This window comes from Streptomyces sp. NPDC055506 (assembly GCF_053643595.1).
Map to the genome: position 1 here is coordinate 1 of NZ_JBSHKH010000102.1, position 14,791 is coordinate 14,791.

Annotated in this window: 15 protein-coding genes; 8 read left to right on the forward strand and 7 right to left on the reverse strand. The window is 70.2% G+C overall.

Annotated elements, in window-relative coordinates:
* Positions 1-190, reverse strand: a 190-nt coding sequence (locus tag ACWIF2_RS29875; protein WP_454363903.1) for a cbb3-type cytochrome c oxidase subunit I, incomplete at its 3' end; no start/stop codon positions are given.
* 105 nt (positions 191-295) lie between these two features.
* Between ACWIF2_RS29875 and ACWIF2_RS29880 the strand changes: the two genes are divergently transcribed.
* Entirely contained in the window at positions 296-847 is a 552-nt protein-coding gene (locus tag ACWIF2_RS29880; protein ID WP_454363905.1) for an RNA polymerase sigma factor, read from the forward strand.
* A gap of 200 nt (positions 848-1,047) precedes the next feature.
* Positions 1,048-2,046, forward strand: coding sequence for a CU044_5270 family protein (locus ACWIF2_RS29885; protein ID WP_454363907.1), 999 nt, complete (start codon positions 1,048-1,050; stop codon positions 2,044-2,046).
* A gap of 6 nt (positions 2,047-2,052) precedes the next feature.
* On the opposite strand, the gene ACWIF2_RS29890 is transcribed toward ACWIF2_RS29885, so the two are convergent.
* Together ACWIF2_RS29890 and ACWIF2_RS29895 are read right to left on the reverse strand one after the other, a co-directional pair.
* Positions 2,053-2,418 carry a nuclear transport factor 2 family protein gene (locus tag ACWIF2_RS29890; RefSeq protein ID WP_454363908.1) on the reverse strand — a complete coding sequence of 122 codons (366 nt, stop codon included), beginning with the start codon at positions 2,416-2,418 and terminating at the stop codon, positions 2,053-2,055.
* Between the two features lie 125 nt (positions 2,419-2,543).
* Complete coding sequence (locus ACWIF2_RS29895; protein ID WP_454363910.1) at positions 2,544-4,298, reverse strand: ABC transporter ATP-binding protein; 1,755 nt, start codon at positions 4,296-4,298, stop codon at positions 2,544-2,546.
* Between the two features lie 182 nt (positions 4,299-4,480).
* Between ACWIF2_RS29895 and ACWIF2_RS29900 the strand changes: the two genes are divergently transcribed.
* The 5 genes from ACWIF2_RS29900 (at position 4,481) to ACWIF2_RS29920 (ending at position 8,847) form a co-directional block, all read left to right on the forward strand.
* Positions 4,481-5,569: an S-(hydroxymethyl)mycothiol dehydrogenase gene (locus tag ACWIF2_RS29900; RefSeq protein WP_454363912.1), complete on the forward strand. Its 1,089-nt coding sequence runs from the start codon at positions 4,481-4,483 to the stop codon at positions 5,567-5,569.
* A complete protein-coding gene (locus ACWIF2_RS29905) occupies positions 5,569-6,198 on the forward strand; it encodes an MBL fold metallo-hydrolase (protein WP_454363914.1) in 630 nt (209 codons plus the stop codon). The genes ACWIF2_RS29900 and ACWIF2_RS29905 overlap by 1 nt, the downstream gene beginning before the upstream one ends.
* A 90-nt stretch (positions 6,199-6,288) precedes the next feature.
* A complete protein-coding gene (locus ACWIF2_RS29910; protein ID WP_454363916.1) occupies positions 6,289-7,203 on the forward strand; it encodes an SDR family oxidoreductase in 915 nt (304 codons plus the stop codon).
* 28 nt (positions 7,204-7,231) lie between these two features.
* Entirely contained in the window at positions 7,232-8,017 is a 786-nt protein-coding gene (locus ACWIF2_RS29915) for an SDR family NAD(P)-dependent oxidoreductase (RefSeq protein ID WP_454363918.1), read from the forward strand.
* A 134-nt stretch (positions 8,018-8,151) separates the two neighbouring features.
* Positions 8,152-8,847: a L,D-transpeptidase family protein gene (locus tag ACWIF2_RS29920; RefSeq protein ID WP_454363919.1), complete on the forward strand. Its 696-nt coding sequence runs from the start codon at positions 8,152-8,154 to the stop codon at positions 8,845-8,847.
* A gap of 26 nt (positions 8,848-8,873) precedes the next feature.
* Here the strand turns inward: ACWIF2_RS29920 and ACWIF2_RS29925 are convergent, their stop codons facing one another.
* Genes ACWIF2_RS29925 through ACWIF2_RS29940 form a run of 4 tightly spaced genes read right to left on the reverse strand, consistent with a single transcriptional unit; the run spans position 8,874 to position 13,364 of the window.
* Positions 8,874-10,073, reverse strand: a complete 1,200-nt coding sequence (locus ACWIF2_RS29925) for a Gfo/Idh/MocA family protein (RefSeq protein ID WP_454363944.1) — start codon at positions 10,071-10,073, stop codon at positions 8,874-8,876.
* A gap of 29 nt (positions 10,074-10,102) precedes the next feature.
* Positions 10,103-11,446, reverse strand: coding sequence for an ABC transporter substrate-binding protein (locus ACWIF2_RS29930; protein WP_454363921.1), 1,344 nt, complete (start codon positions 11,444-11,446; stop codon positions 10,103-10,105).
* Positions 11,447-11,456: 10 nt separating this feature from the next.
* Complete coding sequence (locus ACWIF2_RS29935; protein WP_454363923.1) at positions 11,457-12,380, reverse strand: carbohydrate ABC transporter permease; 924 nt, start codon at positions 12,378-12,380, stop codon at positions 11,457-11,459.
* A gap of 18 nt (positions 12,381-12,398) precedes the next feature.
* On the reverse strand, positions 12,399-13,364 hold the full coding sequence (locus ACWIF2_RS29940) for a carbohydrate ABC transporter permease (RefSeq protein WP_454363925.1): 966 nt from the start codon (positions 13,362-13,364) through the stop codon (positions 12,399-12,401).
* A gap of 171 nt (positions 13,365-13,535) precedes the next feature.
* On the opposite strand from ACWIF2_RS29940, the gene ACWIF2_RS29945 reads away from it, so the two are divergent.
* A complete protein-coding gene (locus ACWIF2_RS29945) occupies positions 13,536-14,696 on the forward strand; it encodes an ROK family protein (RefSeq protein ID WP_454363927.1) in 1,161 nt (386 codons plus the stop codon).
* Positions 14,697-14,791 lie beyond the last annotated feature (95 nt).

The window sequence follows — 14,791 nt, forward strand, 5'->3', positions numbered from 1 at the left end:
TCGTGCCGTGCATCGTGAACGCCTGGTTGAACTGCTCGTTCGACATGATCTGCAGGCCCGGACGGGCCAGCTCGGCGCGCATGAGCAGCGCCATCACGCCGCCGATGACGAAGAACGCGAACGACGTCGCCAGGTACAGCGTGCCGATCGTCTTGTGGTCCGTGGTCGTCAGCCACTTGAGGTGCCTCATGCCCCGCCTGTGTCCGAGCCCCGCCCGGACGTCACACTTCACTGACGCGACGAGCATCACGAAAACGGGTGTGACGATCGAGAAGGTGCCGGACACGAACGGGACATGAGCAACGACGAGAGCTTCGCCGCTGCCTACCGCGAGCACTACTGGGCGGTCAGCCGCTATGTCGCACGGCGACTGGAGGGGCGGGCCGGCGAGGTGGAGGAAGTGGTGGCGGAGGTGTTCACGGTCGCCTGGCGGCGCCGGGCCGATCTGCCGCCCTCCCCGCTGCCATGGCTGTACGGCGTGGCACGCAACTGCCTGGCCAACGCGGTGCGCGGCCACGGACGACGCCGCCGGCTCGTCGACCGGCTCGGCAACGACGACACCGCGCACGGGCGGCACATCACGGTGGGCCCCGAGGCCGACACACCCGGCGCCTGGGTCCACGAGGCACTGTCCCGCCTCTCCGCGGCCGACCAGGAGGTGCTGCGCCTGACGGCCTGGGAGGAACTCGGCGTCGACGAGGTCGCGGTCGCCCTCGGCTGCGGCAGCCGGGCCGCCGCCATGCGGCTGCACCGGGCCCGCCGCCGCCTGAGAACCGAGATCGACCGCATGGCCCCCGAGCGCGCCAAGGCCGACGCGCACTCCGTGGGAGGGCGGGACGATGACTGACCCGTCTTCCGCGGCCACCGGCGGTATCCGGCACCGTCCCTCGTGTCCGTCGCCGCCGACGGCAGCCGGGTGCGCCGCGACGGGGGCCGTCCCCCGTCGCGTCCGCGCCTCCTCCCCGAGCAAGGCCCCCGCGGCCGGCGCGGCCAGTGCCCCGTGCTCCCTGCCCGCCGCCCGCATGACCGCCCCGAAGGAACACGGCCATGGCTGACGAACTCGAACTGCTGCGCCGCGCCAACCCGGTGCCGCACGACGGCCCCCACTTCGGCGACGGCCCACTGGACCACGACGCGGAGCGCCGGCTCCGGCGACTGCTGCGTGAGCGGCCCGCCCGCCGGCTGCGGGACCGGCTGCTCCCGGGCCCGGTCCGGCCCCGGCTGGCCTGGGGGCTCGTGGCCACGGCCGTCGTCGCCGCCCTGACCTTCACCCTCGTGCTGAGCGGCCCGGACACCACACCGGCGGTCGCCGCACCCCGCCCGCTGGTGGTGCACACCGGCTCCACCCCCGTGCCCCTGGACCGGGTGGCCGAACGTGCCGAGCAGGCCGCGGCCGACGGCTCGCCCCGTCTGCGCAAGGGCACCCACGTGCAGTCCTGGAGCCTGGGCATGTCGGACGACAAGCCTCCCATCACCCTGCCCGAGGAACGCATCGTGCGCTGGCGGGCCGACGCCAGTCACACCGAGCTGGTCGTGGCCACCGACCCGAGGCACCCGGGCCGCCCGGTCCTCTCCGACGCGGGCGGCGAGCCACACCTCGTCGACGACGGGCACGTCATCAGCGACCGGACCTACCCGCCGAGCTGGAGCGACGCCCCGCCCCAGTCCCCGCCGCCGAACGACCCGGCACGGCTGCGCGCCTATCTGACGGAGGCCCAGTACACCGACGGGCCCCTGACCACGCCCCAACTGCTGGACGGCGTCGAGGTACTGCTCGACCACTGGACCCTCGGCATCCGGGAGACCGCTGCGCTCGCCCGGCTCCTGGCCGACGCCGAGGGACTGCGGCCGGTCGGCCAGGTGACCGACCGGCTCGGCCGACGCGGCCAGGCGTACGTCTACGACGGCTCCGGCATCCGCCACATGCTGATCACGGACCCGGCCACCGGTGCGGTACTCGGCCTCGAGAGCACCTTCACCGCCGACGAACCGGAGTACGGCGTCAAAAAGGGCGACGTCATGTCGTACAGCGCCTGGATGCGCTGATCACCACTACTCGTCCCAGGCCTGGACCAGGGTCTGTTCGGTGATCTTTCCGTCGCGCAGCGAGAGCATGGACTCGGACAGGACGCGCACGCCGTCCGCGTACTGGCAGCTCTCGCTGTAGGCGGCCTCGTCGCCCTGGACGACGCACCGCTCCATCTTGTGCGTCATGTCGCGGCTGTACACGTCCTCCAGCATCCGGCCGATCTCGTCCCGGCCGTGCAGGACCTTGGGGTGGCTGGGCTGGGTCGTGCGGTCCACGATGCGGAGTTCCGCGTCGTCGGCGTAGAGGGAGAGCAGAACTTCCGGGGTCTGTCCTTCCACGCCCTGGCGCAGGATCTCTCGGTCGAAGGCGGGGTCTGCCGCGGTTCCCATGATGACCTCCTTCGAAGGGCCGCGACCCGACGGGGAGCGGGCCGCGAGAAGCCTCACCCTTGAGCCTCCTCCCGCCCGCCGGGCTCGGCAAGCGCAGCCGGGCCACCGGCCCCGACTCCGAAAACTCAGTCGGCCGCGGCCAGGAACTGGGTCGCCGCCAGCTCCGCGTAGAGCGGGTCGGAGGTCACGAGTTCGCGGTGGGTGCCGACGGCCCGGACCCGGCCCGCGTCCATTACCACGATCCGGTCGGCCATCGTCACTGTGGACAGCCGGTGCGCCACGACGAGGACCGTGGTCGTACGGGCCACGTCCGCGACGGTGTCACGCAGCGCCGCCTCGTTCACCGCGTCCAGCTGCGAGGTCGCCTCGTCGAGCAGCAGCAGCCGGGGGCGGCGCAGCAGGGCGCGGGCGATGGCGACGCGCTGCCGCTCACCGCCCGACAGTTTGGTGCCGCGGTGCCCGACGAGCGTGTCGAGCCCCGCGGGCAGACGGGACACCAGACCGTCGAGACGGGTCGTCTTCAGCACCCGCGCGAGCGCGTCCTCGTCCGCCTCCGGGTTGCCCAGCAGCAGGTTGTCCCGCAGCGAGCCCGACAGGACCGGCGCGTCCTGCTCCACATAGCCGATGGCGGCCCGCAGTTGGGGCAGCTCCCAGTCGGACAGTTCCCGGCCGTCCAGAGTGATCACACCGGAGTCGGGGTCGTAGAACCGCTCGATCAGCGAGAAGACGGTGGTCTTGCCGGCCCCGGACGGGCCCACGAACGCCGTCATGCCCTGCGCGGGCACGGCGAACGTCACGCCGTGATGGACGTACGGCAGGTCCTCGGCATAGCGGAAGCGGACGTCGTCGAAGGCGAGGGCGGCGGGCCGCGCGCCGGGGGAGGGCAGCGGCGCGAACCGGGCGGACGGCTCGGCGGGCAGGCGCAGCGCCTCCTGCATGCGGGTGAGAGCCGCGGCGCCCGTCTGGTACTGCGTGACGGCGCCGACGACCTGCTGTATCGGCGACATCAGATAGAAGACGTACAGCAGGAACGCGACCAGCGTGCCCACGTCGACCGCGCCGGTCGCGACGCGGGCGCCGCCCACCGCGAGCACCGTGATGAAGGCGATCTGCATGGAGAGCCCCGCGGTGTTGCCCGCGGCCGCCGACCACTTGGCGGCCCGCACGCTCTGCCGCCAGGACTCCTGAGCCGCCTCGTGCAGCGTGTTCTCCTCCCGGTGCTCGGCACCGGACGCCTTCACGGTGCGCAGGGCGCCGAGGACCCGCTCCAGCGAGGCACCCATGACACCCACCGCGTCCTGCGCCCGCCGGCTCGCCTTGTTGATGCGCGGCACGATCACACCGAGGATCACGCCCGCACCCGCGATCACGGCCAGTGTGACGCCCAGCAGCACGACGTCCACCAGGCCCATCATCACGATCGTCGCGACGAGCGTGAGACCGCCCGTGCCCAGACCGACCAGCGAGTTGGTGGTGACCTGGCGCAGCAGCGTGGTGTCGGAGGTGATGCGGGCCATCAGGTCCCCGGGTTCGCTGCGGTCCACGGCCGTGATCCGCAGCCGCAGCAGATACGACGACAGAGCCCGCCGGGCGCCCAGCACCACCGACTCGGCGGTGCGCTGCAGCACGTACGAACCCAGGGCGCCCACCACCGCGTTGGCCAGTACCAGCGCCGACATCGCCAGCAGCGCTCCGGTGATGGCCCGGTCGTGCGACAGATCGTCGATCAGGCCCTTGGCCACCAGCGGCAGCAGCAGCCCGGTCGCCCCGGTGACCAGCGAGAGCACGGCACCGGCGGCCAGGGACCAGCGGTGCGGCCGGACGTATCCGAGGAGCAGCCGCCAGGGAGGCACGGCGGTATCGGTCTCTGCGAGGCTCACGTCGCTCCTTCGGCGTCGGGCGGAGCGTTCAGGCTACGGCGCGGGCCTCGTGCGGTGCCCGGTATTTCGCCAGGTGGGCGAACTCGTGATCATGCGTCTGAGGTGGCCGATCCGTGCCCCTTACCGATCAGTCGCGCGTAGGGTCGGAACGGACGGATCCGGCCGACGAAGGAGTCAGCGCGATGGCGCAGGAAGTACGCGGTGTGATCGCACCCGGCAAGGACGAGCCGGTGCGGATCGAGACGATCGTCGTGCCCGACCCCGGCCCCGGAGAGGCGGTCGTGGCCGTCCAGGCCTGCGGGGTGTGCCACACCGACCTGCACTACAAGCAGGGCGGCATCAACGACGAGTTCCCCTTCCTGCTCGGCCATGAGGCCGCGGGCGTGGTCGAGGCGGTCGGCGACGGCGTCACCGACGTCGCGCCCGGCGACTTCGTGATCCTCAACTGGCGCGCGGTGTGCGGGAAGTGCCGGGCCTGTCTGCGCGGGCGGCCCTGGTACTGCTTCGACACCCACAACGCCGGGCAGAAGATGACCCTCGCCTCGACCGGCCAGGAACTCTCCCCGGCCCTCGGCATCGGCGCCTTCGCCGAGAAGACGCTGGTCGCCGCCGGGCAGTGCACCAAGGTCGCCCCGGAGGTCGCCCCGCAGGTGGCCGGGCTGCTCGGCTGCGGCGTCATGGCCGGCATCGGCGCCGCGATCAACACCGGCAACGTGGGCCGGGGCGACACGGTCGCCGTCATCGGCTGCGGCGGCGTCGGTGACGCGGCCGTCGCCGGATCGCAGCTGGCCGGAGCGGCGCGGATCATCGCCGTCGACATCGACGACCGCAAGCTCGAGACCGCCCGGACGATGGGCGCCACCCACACGGTCAACTCGCGCGAGACCGACCCTGTCGAGGCCATCCGCGAGCTGACCGGCGGATTCGGCGCCGATGTAGTCATCGAGGCGGTCGGCCGCCCGGAGACGTACAAGCAGGCCTTCTACGCCCGCGACCTCGCCGGCACGGTCGTCCTCGTCGGCGTGCCCACGCCCGAGATGAAGCTCGAACTGCCGCTGCTCGACGTCTTCGGCCGCGGCGGATCGCTCAAGTCGAGCTGGTACGGCGACTGCCTGCCCTCCCGCGACTTCCCCATGCTGATCGACCTGCATCTGCAGGGGCGCCTGGACCTCGGGGCGTTCGTCACCGAGACCATCCAGCTCGACGAGGTGGAGAAGGCGTTCGAGCGGATGCACCACGGCGACGTGCTGCGCTCGGTGGTGGTGCTCTGATGACCACCCGAGTCGAACACCTCGTCACCTCCGGCCAGTTCAGTCTCGACGGCGGCACCTGGGACGTCGACAACAACGTGTGGATCGTCGGCGACGACCACGAGGCGATCGTCATCGACGCCGCCCACGACGCCGACGCCATCGCCCGGGCCGTCGGGGACCGCAGGCTCACCGCCATCGTGTGCACCCACGCCCACAACGACCACATCGACGCCGCCCCCGCCCTCGCCGAGCGCACCGGGGCCACCATCTGGCTGCACCACGACGATCTGCCGCTGTGGAAGCAGACCCACCCGGACCGCGAGCCCGACGCCTGGCTGGTCGACGGCCAGACGATCGAGGCCGGCGGCGCCGACCTGCGGGTCCTGCACACCCCGGGGCACGCGCCCGGCGCGGTGTGCCTGTACGACCCCGGCCTCGCCACCGTCTTCACCGGCGACACGCTGTTCCAGGGCGGCCCCGGCGCCACCGGCCGGTCCTTCTCGCACTTCCCGACGATCATCGACTCGATCCGCGACCGGCTGCTCACGCTGCCGCCCGAGACGAAGGTCCTCACCGGCCACGGGGACCACACGACCATCGGCGCGGAGGCCCCGCAGCTGCAGGAGTGGATCGCCCGCGGCCACTGACCGCGTGTCGCCGGCAAAAGGCGACAGAAGATGTCCGGCTTACCCGTCACCCTGAATGCGACAAGCAGCCACGGTCACGGGAGGTCGGACATGTCAGCTCCACTGAAGGGCAAGGTCGCACTGGTCGCCGGTGCGACCCGGGGCGCCGGACGCGGCATGGCGGTGGAACTCGGCGCGGCGGGCGCCACCGTCTATGTCACCGGACGCAGCACACGCACCCGCCGCTCGGAGTACGACCGGCCCGAGACCATCGAGGACACCGCCGACCTGGTCACCGAGGCCGGCGGACAGGGCATCGCCGTACCCACCGACCATCTCGACCCGGCGCAGGTCCGCACCCTCGTGGAGCGGATCGACGACGAGCAGGGCCGTCTCGACGTCCTCGTCAACGACATCTGGGGCGGCGAGAAGCTCTTCGGGTGGGACGTCGCGGTCTGGGAGCACGACCTCGACAACGGCCTGCGCCTGCTCCGGCTCGCCGTCGAGACACACGCGATCACCAGCCACCACGCCCTGCCCCTGTTGCTGCGCCACCCCGGCGGCCTGGTCGTCGAGGTCACCGACGGCACCGCCGACTACAACGGCGACAACTACCGTGTGAACTTCTTCTACGACCTCGCCAAGGCCTCCGTCCTGCGGATGGCCTTCTCACTCGGCCACGAACTCGGCCCGCGCGGCGCCACCGCCGTAGCCCTCACCCCCGGCTGGCTGCGCTCGGAGCTCATGCTGGAGACCTTCGGCGTGCAGGAGGAGAACTGGCGCGACGCCCTGGAGCGCGTCCCCCACTTCGCCATCTCGGAGACCCCGCGCTACGTCGGCCGGGCCGTGGCAGCGCTCGCCGCCGACCCGGACGTGGCGCGCTTCAACGGCCAGTCCCTGTCCAGCGGCGGCCTCGCCCAGGTCTACGGCTTCACCGACCTGGACGGCAGCCGCCCGGACGCCTGGCGCTACCTCGTCGAGGTCCAGGACGCGGGCAAGCCGGCCGACACGAGCGGCTACCGCTGAGCCACCTCCGGGGCAGTACGGTCGGCCCATGACGGACACCAGGCGCTTCGAGGGGTACGGGGTTCTCATCACCGGCGGGGCACGCGGCATCGGCGCCGCCACGGCCCACCGTTTCGCGCGGGAGGGCGCACGGGTCCTGGTGGCGGACCAGGACCCGGCGGCTGCCACGCGCACCGCGCGGGTGCTCCGGGACGAGGGACTCACCGCCGAGGGACTCGGGTGCGACGTGGCGGACCGGGCGGCGGTCGAGGCCGCCGTCGCCCACGCCGTCGACACCTTCGGCTCGCTCGACGTGCTGGTCAACAGCGCTGCCCACTGCTCGCCCGACGCGCCCCTCTTCGAGGACGAGCCGGACGAGTCGTGGGCGCGGGACCTCGACGTCACCCTGTCCGGCGCGTACCGCTGCTGCCGTGCCGCGCTGCCGCACCTGGCCGCCTCCGGCCGGGGTGCGGTCGTCTCCATCGGCTCGGTCAACGGCCTGCAGGACTTCGGCAACCACGCCTACAGCGCCGCCAAGGCCGGCCTGGGCTCCCTGACCCGCACCCTCGCCGGTCACGCCGCCGCGCGCGGCGTCCGCGTCAACCTGGTGGTGCCGGGCACCGTCCGCACCACCGCCTGGGAGGGCCGCGACGAGGACCTGGAAGCGCTGCGCCGGCTCTACCCCCTGGGCCGGGTCGGAGAACCGGAGGACATCGCGGCGGCCGTCACCTTCCTCGCCTCGTCCGACGCCTCCTGGATCACCGGCACCACCCTGATCGTCGACGGCGGCCTCACCGCCGTCAACACCGGCTTTCACGACGCCCTGCGGCCCTAGGCCGTGTCCGCGACGGGCGGTGAGGTATGTCACCGTTTCGTCGCAGGCTGAGCCCCCGCACAACCGAGGCCGCCTTTCGCCCGTCTAGCTGGCAGAACACCGCAGACTCACTCCGCGAAAGGGCATGACGAGCCATGGGGGACGTACGCAGACGGGGAGCCGTCGCACTCGGGATCACCGGCCTGGTGGCACCGCTCACACTCGCGCTCGGCGCCACCCCGGCGCAGGCCGCGAGCTGCAGCACGCAGACCGGCCCGTACCAGAAGCAGGTGGAGAAGTTTCTCGGCCGCCCGGTCGACGGCAAGCAGTCCGCCACCGACTGCAAGGCGATCCGCGCCTTCCAGACCAAGCACGGCATCTCCCCGAACATCGGCTACGCCGGACCCGTCACCTGGGGCGTGATGGACCTGATGCTGAAGCAGAAGGCCGTCGGCACCAACCCCAACAAGGACGGCAAGTGCCCGGTGAACAAGGGCCGGATCGCCTGTGTGAACCTGACCCTTCAGCTGAGCTGGATCCAGGACGGCAAGAAGCTCGTCTACGGTCCGGTCCCGGTCCGTACGGGCCGGGACGGCCACGAGACCCGCACCGGCCTGAAGAAGATCTACTGGCGCAACATCGACCACGTCTCGTCGATCTACGACGTGCCGATGCCCTACAGCCAGTTCTTCGACGGCGGCCAGGCCTTCCACTCCGTCGGCATCAGCGTCTGGAACCCGCCGGGCTCGCACGGCTGCGTCAACATGACCAAGACCGACGCCAAGAAGTACTGGTCGCTGCTGAAGAAGGGCGACGACGTCTTCGTGTACGGCCGCAAGCCGGGCACCTGATCCCAGGCACCCGGCCCGCACCGGTCCTACTGGGGCGCGTCCCCGAAGTCCGGGATCTCCAGCCGCACCCCGCCCTGCCGCGCGGACTCGTGCGCGATGATGCCCGGCAAGGTGTACCGGGCGGCCACCCACGCGTTCACCGACGGCAGGGTGCGCGAGTTGACGGCGGTCACGAAGTCGTCCACCAGGAAGTGGTGGCTGCCCTCGTGGCCGTTGTGCAGGTTGTCGAACTCCCTCGGCAGCCGCTCACGGTCGTGCACGGGCGCCGACCCGGAGGTGAAGGCGGCCCGCAGCTCCGGCGCGATGTGCTGCAGCGACGGGTCGTCGGGAGCCATGGTGGGCTTGGGCTCCAGCAGTTCGCTGATGTCCTTCACGCCCTGCTTGTCCTGCCACAGGGCGACCGTGGCGAGCTGCTCCATGCTCGCCTCGGTGCCGAAGAAGCGGAAGCGTGACTCCCGGATGTGCGAGGGGTAGCCGACCCGCCGGAACTCGTTCGTACGGAACGAGCCGCCGCCGGCCACCTCGAACAGCGCGGTGGCATTGGAGAAGTCGTTGCCGAACTGGCTGATGTCCTTGTCGAAGACGCCGTCGCCCCGGTCGTCGAGGACACCGATCGCCGACACGCTCACCGCGTGCGTCTGCCAGGCGCCCAGCACCCCGCCGATCGCGTGCGTCGGGTACAGCAGCGGGGGATAGCTGGCGGTGGCCTTCCAGTTCTCGCCGCCGCTGTACTGGTAGGCCTCGTAGAAGCCCAGGTCCATGTCGTGGACGTAGTCGCCTTCGGCGTAGAAGAGCCGCCCGAAGGCGCCCTCGGCTATCTGGTTGCGGGCGTGGACGGTGGCCGGGTTGTACTCGCTGGTCTCGCCCATCATGTACGTCAGGCCGGTGGCCTTGACCGTGTCGATGATCGCCGCGATCTCTTCCGTGCTGATCGCCATGGGGACCGCGGAGTACACGTGCTTGCCGGCGTTGAGGCCCTGGAGCACCAGCGGGCCGTGCGTCCAGCGCTGGGTGAAGATCGCGACCGCGTCGACGTCCTCCGACTCCAGCATGGCCTGGTACGACGGGAAGACGCCGGCGAGGCCCTGCGCGGCGACGAGCTGTTCGGCCCTCTCGGGCAGCAGGTCGGTGACGTAGACGTCGCTGACGCCGGGGTGGGCCTGGAACAGGGTGGCGAACTGGCCTGAGAACTGTCCGGCGCCGACGATGCCGATGGAGAACGTCATGTAAGGCGTGCCCTTCACTGGTCCGTTGATCACTGCGAGAGGATCAGATTGATCTGGTCGTTGGTCTGGTCGAGGCTGCTGACGGGCTTTCCGTTGCCGTAGATGTCCTCCATCGCCGGCTGCATGAGCGCCGTCATGTCGGCGGAGTAGCTGGCGATCGGGTACGAGAACGTCCGGAAGCGCTTCTTGTCGGCCACGGGGTCGGTGAACGACGAGACGTCGATGCCCTTCTTCCGGTACGCGGCGACGGCGGCCTCGGTCCCGGCCGCGGTGGCGGGGAAGACGACGCCGTACTTGCCGACGACGGTCTGGCACTTGTCCGAGGCCAGATACGCCACCCACTTCTTGGCGCCCGCCTTGTTCTTGGATGCCTTGGTGACGGAGTCGGCGAGGCCGTTCATCATGGTGGCGCGCTTGCCGGTCGGCCCGGCCGGCGTCCGGGCGGTCTTCATGTCCCGGCCCTTGAAGCCCGTGTAGGTGGAGATCATCCAGGCCCCGTCGAACGCCGTGGCCGCCTTTCCGGCCGCGACCTGCGTGTTCTGCTGGTTGGACTGGATGTTGTAGTCCGACAGCGGCGGCATGTAGCCCTTCTTGGCCAGGCCGAAGTACCAGTCGACGACCGACTGGAAGGTCTTGCTGTCGTACTGGTACTTCGTGCCCCAGCGCGCCTTGTTCAGATAGTTCCACCCGGCCGAGCCGGTGAAGGGGCTCCACTGCGTCTGGCCGTCGCCGAAGCCGCCGCCGCCCGTGGCCAGGCCGTACACCTTGACGTTGTTCTTGTCGAAGCCCGGCTCGTCGCCCCGCTTGCCCTTCTTGTCGATGGTGAGGTGGGCGATGGCCTTCTCGAAGGTGCCACCGTCCTCGGGGTTCCAGGACAGGCCGTTGAGCTGCTCGGCGCTGAGCCCGGCCTCCTCGGTCATCTTGGAGTTGTAGAACAGCGAGACGGTGTCCCAGTCCTTGGGAGTGCCGTAGCGGTGACCGTCCTTGCCGACCCAGTTGGCGGCGAGGCCCGGCTGGTAGTCGGAGTCCTTGACGCCGAGGTCGTCGAGCGGTTCGAGGACCTTCAGATCGGCGAACTGGCCGAAGTTCTGGATGTGGTCGGTGAACACGTCAGGCGCGGTGCCCGCGATGAAGCCGGCCGTGAGCTTGGTCCAGTAGTCGCTCCAGCCCAGCTGCGTGATCTTCACCTTCAGTCCGGGGTTCTCCTTCTCGAACCCCTTGGCACAGGCCTGGTAGGCGGGCAGCTGGTTGGCGTCCCAGAGCCAGTACGTGACCGTGTTCGCGGAGGATCCGGCCGCACCTCCCTGCGCGCATCCGCTGACCAGGGACAGCGCCAGCGCTCCGGTCGCCGCGACGAGCGTACGAATTCGCATCCCAGTCCCCTTACTTGATCCCGGTGAAGCCGATGGAGCTGACGATGCGGCGGGCGAAGCAGGCGAACAGCACGAGCATCGGCAGCGCGGCGATCAGCGTCGCCGCCATGAGCCCGGACCAGTCGACGCCGGTCGCCGGGGTCTGCGCCCGGAAGACCGCCAGCGCCACGGTCAGCACGCGCGAGCTGTCGCTGTAGGAGACCATCAGCGGCCAGAAGTAGTCGTTCCAGGACGTGATGTACGTCAGCACGCCCAGCGTGATGATCGGCGTGGACGCCATCGGCAGCACGACCCGGAAGAAGATCTTGATCTTCCCGGCGCCGTCGAGCAGGGCGGCCTCCTCGACCTCCCGGGGGATGTTCATGAAGAACTGCCGCAGGAAGAACACCGCGAACGGCGTCATGAACATGGTGGGCAGCGCGATACCGAGGAGCGTGTCGATCAGGTGCAGTTGCTTGATGAGTACGAAGTTCGGCAGCAGTGTGAAGATGGCCGGCACCATCATCCCGGCCAGGAACAGCCCGAAGACCTTGTCCCGCCCCCGCCAGCGCAGCCGCGAGAAGGCGTACGCGGCCATCGCGGAGAAGAAGATCTGACAGCCGGTGATCAGGGTCGAGACCAGCACCGAGTTGAGCAGATAGCGCCAGAAGTCGAGCCCGCCGCCGGCTCCGCCCTGTTTGACGGCCTCCTCGGCCGACTGCAGCCCCAGGGCACGCTCGAACCCGCTCGTGGTGAGGTCCACCGGCAGCGGATTGGTCGGGTCGGCGTTCAGGCCCGCGTTGGTGGACAGCGCGGTGCGCAGGATCCAGTAGAACGGCAGCAGGGTGATGAGGACGACCAGTCCCATCACGGTCCAGGCGGCGGCCCGCCCGAAGGAAGGCCTGCGCCGGACCGGTCGCAGGGTCGTAGGCGTCGTTGTCGTCACGGCAGCCATGCGGGTGTCTCCTTTCCGTCAGCCGAGGTCGGTCCGGCCGGCCCGGGTGAGCCGGTACTGGAGGATGGTGATCGCGCTCAGCACGACCAGCAGAGCGACCGACATGGCCGAGGCGTAGCCGAACTGGAAGCGCCCGAATGCGGAGCCGTAGATGTAGTACTGGAGCACGTTGGTGGCGTTGGCCGGACCGCCCGCGGTGGTCACCGCGACGGTGTCGAACACCTGGAACGACCCGATCACCGTCATGATCAGCACGACCGCGAGCACCGGCCGCAGCAGCGGCATGGTGATCCGCCAGAACATCCGCCACTCGCTCGCGCCGTCCACCCTGGCCGCCTCGTACATGTCGTTCGGTATCGCCTGGAGACCGGCGAACAGGAGCAGGGCGGTGTATCCGACGTGCCGCCACACGTTGATGAGCGCGATCGTCGGGATCGCCCAGGTCTCGTCGGCGAGGAACGGGATGCGGTCGGCGCCGAGGGCACTGACGATCTCGTTGCCGATGCCGAGCTGAGTGTCGAGGATCCAGAGCCAGACGAGGCCGGCCACGACGTTCGACATCAGGTACGGCGTGAGCACGATCCCGCGCAGCATCGCCGACTGGGTCAGCCGCTGCAGGAGGACGGCCATGGCGAGCGCCGCGACCGTCTGCACACCGATGTTGATGACGACGTACTCGACGGTGACCCACAGCGAGTCCCAGAAGATGGGGTCGTTGACCATGCGGACGTAGTTGTCCAGGCCCACCCACTCCGCCGGCGTGAGCAGGTTGAAGCGGGTGAAGCTCAGATAGATGCCCCGGAGCGTCGGCCAGAGCAGGAAGACCAGGAAGCCGAGCAGCGCCGGCGCGATGAACACCGCGGCCAGCCGTCCGTCTCCCCGGTCGTCCCCCACCTCGGTCCGATGTGTCCTGGGTTTGCTGCGTGCCTCCGCGGCGCCGCCCGCGGGCAGACGCGACGGAGGACTGCTGGAGGCGATGGTCATCGGGCGACTCCCTCGCATACGGCGGCTCGTCCTCTGGCGGGACTTACTTTTGGTGCGAAACAATTGCTGCGTCAAGGGGTGCGCAAACATCTTTTCCCATGAACCACCGTCGCCTTAGAGTGGTCATGTTGGTTTCAGTACGAAAAAAAGGCCGAGGGGAGTCGGACGTACATGACCGCAGGCACCGCCGGCTGGCTGCCGCTGAGCGCGGGGGAGCGCTCCGTGGCGATCGAAGTGCTCGTCCACGGCCCGCTGTCCCGTACCGAGCTCGCCCGGAGGCTGGGCCTGTCGGCCGGCAGCCTCACCCGGCTGACCAAGCCGCTGATCGAGTCGAACCTGCTGATCGAGGCTGCCGAGGCGGGAGCGCCGGCGGAGTCCCGCCAGGGCCGACCCTCACAGCCGCTGGACGTGGTCGCCGACTCCGGGTCCTTCCTCGGCTTCAAGATCACCGAAGACACGGTCTACTGCGTCGTCACCACGCTCCGCAGCCACATCGTCGCCCGCTACGACCGTCCGCTCACCACCCACGACCCCGCCGAGGTCGCCGACATGCTCGGCGCGATGACCGCCGAACTGGCCGCGGAACACCCCCGGCTCGCCGGGATCGGCATCGGGGTCGGCGGTTTCGTCCAGGATCGTGCCGTGGTCGGTGAGTCCCCCTTCCTGCTGTGGCGGGACGTCCCCCTCGCCGAACTCGTCGAGGAGCGCACCGGGCTGCCCGTGGTCGTCGAGAACGACGTCGCCGCCCTGGTCGAGGCCGAGACCTGGTTCGGCGCCGGGCGCGGCCTGGACCGCTTCGTCGTCCTGACCATCGGCGCCGGCATCGGCTACGGGCTGGTCCTGGGCGGCAAGCGGGTGCCCTGTGCCGAGGAGGACCGCGGCTTCGGCCGGCACTGGATCGTGGACCCGGGCGGCCCGCTCACCCCGGACGGCCGGCGCGGCAGCGCCGTCTCGCTGCTGACCATCCCCAACATCCGCTACCAGGTCCAGGCCGCCACCGGCCGCGACCGGACCTACGAGGAGATCCTCGCGCTGGCCGCCGCCGGGGAGCCGATGCCCGCCCGGGTCATCGGCGAGGCCGCACGCGCGCTGGGCACACTCGTCGCCCAGATCTCCAACTTCGTGATGCCGCAGAAGATCCTGCTGGCGGGGGAGGGGGTCGGGCTGATGGATGTGGCGGGCGACACGGTCGAGGAGGCCATCCGCGACAACCGGCATCCCCTCGCCGCCCCCGTCGACCTCGAGACCAAGGTGTCCGATTTTCACGACTGGGCGCGCGGTGCGGCCGTGTTGGCTATCAAGGTGCTGGTCCTGGGATCAGCCGAAGCGTGAACAGCCTCACGTTTACCGGGAGATGGACGTGATCAGTAACACTGTCCGGAATGCCCCTTTGGCTCGTGATTACTCACATCGCCTTCACGTCCGGG